Source organism: Tunicatimonas sp. (assembly GCF_049647865.1).
Classification (GTDB): domain Bacteria; phylum Bacteroidota; class Bacteroidia; order Cytophagales; family Cyclobacteriaceae; genus Tunicatimonas.
In genome coordinates this window covers 1-2,410 of record NZ_JBARYM010000669.1, presented here as the reverse complement: position 1 = coordinate 2,410, position 2,410 = coordinate 1, and the positions used below count along the sequence as shown (strand labels likewise).

Annotated in this window: 2 protein-coding genes; one reads left to right on the top strand and one right to left on the bottom strand. The window is 42.3% G+C overall.

The genetic code is table 11. The features are described from left to right. Positions 1-1,043 (top strand): bifunctional phosphoribosylaminoimidazolecarboxamide formyltransferase/IMP cyclohydrolase (gene purH, locus WBA23_RS19550; RefSeq protein WP_424583965.1); only part of this gene is annotated, 1,043 nt, incomplete at its 5' end. On the opposite strand, the gene WBA23_RS19545 is transcribed toward purH, so the two are convergent. Then, positions 1,033-2,223: a glycosyltransferase family 4 protein gene (locus WBA23_RS19545; RefSeq protein ID WP_424583964.1), complete on the bottom strand. Its 1,191-nt coding sequence runs from the start codon at positions 2,221-2,223 to the stop codon at positions 1,033-1,035. The two genes, purH and WBA23_RS19545, sit on opposite strands and share 11 nt — an antisense overlap. Positions 2,224-2,410: the final 187 nt, after the last annotated feature.

Below are 2,410 nucleotides of genomic sequence, written 5' to 3'. Positions count from 1 at the left end.
AAAAAAAAGGAGCCACTAGCTTAGAAGACCGGAAAAGGTTCGCTTTGGGTGCATTTCAGACCAGTGCTCACTACGATACGGTTATTGCTAACTACTTTGCCGGAGAAAGTTCGGCATCACTACTGCCAAAGGAAGGCCTACAAAAGAAAGCGTTGCGCTACGGCGAAAACCCCCATCAGACTGCGGAGTTTTACGGCAAACTGGATGAAATGCTGGAGCAAATCCACGGGAAAGAGCTTTCGTTTAACAACTTGGTCGATATTGACGCGGCAGTTGCCCTAATTCAGGAATTTGATGGTGAAACCGCCTTTGCTATTTTGAAGCATACGAACGCCTGCGGAGTAGCTATCGGAACTACAGTAAAAGAAGCGTACGAGAAAGCATTTGCGGCCGATACAGTTTCGGCCTTTGGGGGAATTTTGGTGACCAACGCTGAAGTAGATCAAGAAGCTGCCGAGGCTATGCACGATTTGTTTTTTGAGGTACTCATCGCCCCCGCTTTCACAAACGAAGCGTTAGAAGTTCTCACTAAAAAGAAGAAACGGATACTACTAGTGCAAAAGCAGCTTTTGGTTCAAGACCGTCAATTTAAGACCCTACTGAACGGGGTGATAGAACAAGACCGAGATCAAAAGACGGACGCTAAGTCTGACCTAACTACTGTAACCAAAAAGCAGCCTACCGAAGATGAAATTGAAGCATTGTTATTTGCTAGTAAAGTATGTAAGCATACTAAATCCAATACGATTATTCTAGCTAAAAAAGGACAAATGCTGTCTAGTGGAGTGGGGCAGACCTCTCGGGTAGATGCGCTAAAGCAAGCAATTGATAAGGCGGGCCGGTTTGGGTTTGATTTAAATGGGGCAGTGATAGCCTCCGATGCTTTTTTTCCGTTTCCTGACTGCGTAGAGATTGCTCACAAAGAAGGTGTTACCGCAGTCATTCAGCCGGGAGGCTCTATCCGCGATCAAGATTCTATTGATTTTTGTAATCAGCACCAAATGACAATGATTACTACCGGGGTGCGGCACTTTAAGCACTGATACTGGTGGCTCGGGCAGTTTGAGGCTGTAAGGTAGCCTTTTCCCGGGGGCGCTCAATAATGTTTTTCTTCTCCTTCATTATTACCGTACGCTTAGGTACCGATAGCTTTGATCTGCGAACTAGGTAACGTCGCTGAACGGTTAAAGCATAAATAGTAAAAATTAAAACTATAACGGATAGTGAAAGTGCTATAGAAGACTGAGTGAAGAGTAGACTCGCTGCAATAATTAATATTCCTACAATAGAAAGATAAGTAGTAGCTTGAATGTGATTATGGCCATTATCTACGATCAGGTGGTGTACATGGTTGCGATCTGGGGTGAACGGGCTCACTCTACGTAAAAGACGATGGCTAAATACGCGTAAAGTATCAAATAGTGGAATAGCTAGCACCGCAATCGCTAGAGTGGGCGCATTACCAACATACCAGGTATTGGGACTTTCGTTGAACTGGATGAATTTAACCGATAATACCGCTAAAATAAACCCAACTACCAGCGAACCACTGTCACCCATAAATATCTTGTGGCTCTTGGAAAAATTAAACCGTAAGAAGCCTACCAATGCTCCAACTAATGTAGCACATAGTACAGTACCCCACACTACTCCAACTACGGCAAAGTAAATACCGTAAACAATAGCTGCTAGTACGCCTAAGCAACCCGCCAGCCCATCTATGCCGTCAATCAGGTTGTAAGCATTGGTTACTACAACAAAAATAAATAGGGTAAGTCCGAAGCTTACTATATACGGTAGTTCATGCACCCCTAACATTCCGTAAAAATTACCGACCCGAATATCGGTCAGACCAATAAAAATAATACCAGCAACCAGTTGAGCTAGCAGTTTTTTGGCTGGATCAATAACTAGAATATCGTCTTTTATTCCAACGAAGAATAAAATAACAATAGCTGGTAGTACCTGGAAAAATGAAAAATCTGACGAACTACTCCAGTGCGAAGCTATGGTAAAAACAATAATGATAGCTGCAAAAATAGCTACTCCCCCCAAACTGGGAGTCTTCTGCCAGTGAGAACTCCGATTGTTAGGTTCATCTAATAAGTGCTTTTCCCGAGCCACTCGAATAACGGCAGGTATAACCGCTGAAGTAATAAAAAATGAGGTAAGCAGTACAAAAGAGAGTAACACCCAAAGGTACTCAGACAGTGGCGTGAACATGAACTATGTGGTTTGTAAAAGTAAATAGTTGTTTCTAATATAGTAATGAAGACGTTACGTGGTAAGTCAATCATAACCTTTATTATCAGTCATGACTAAGGTAGATAGATTATCTTACTGTTGTACAAAAATGTAAGATTGGTGTGATAAACTTGGCGATATTTATCTAAACTTCAAATGATAAGAT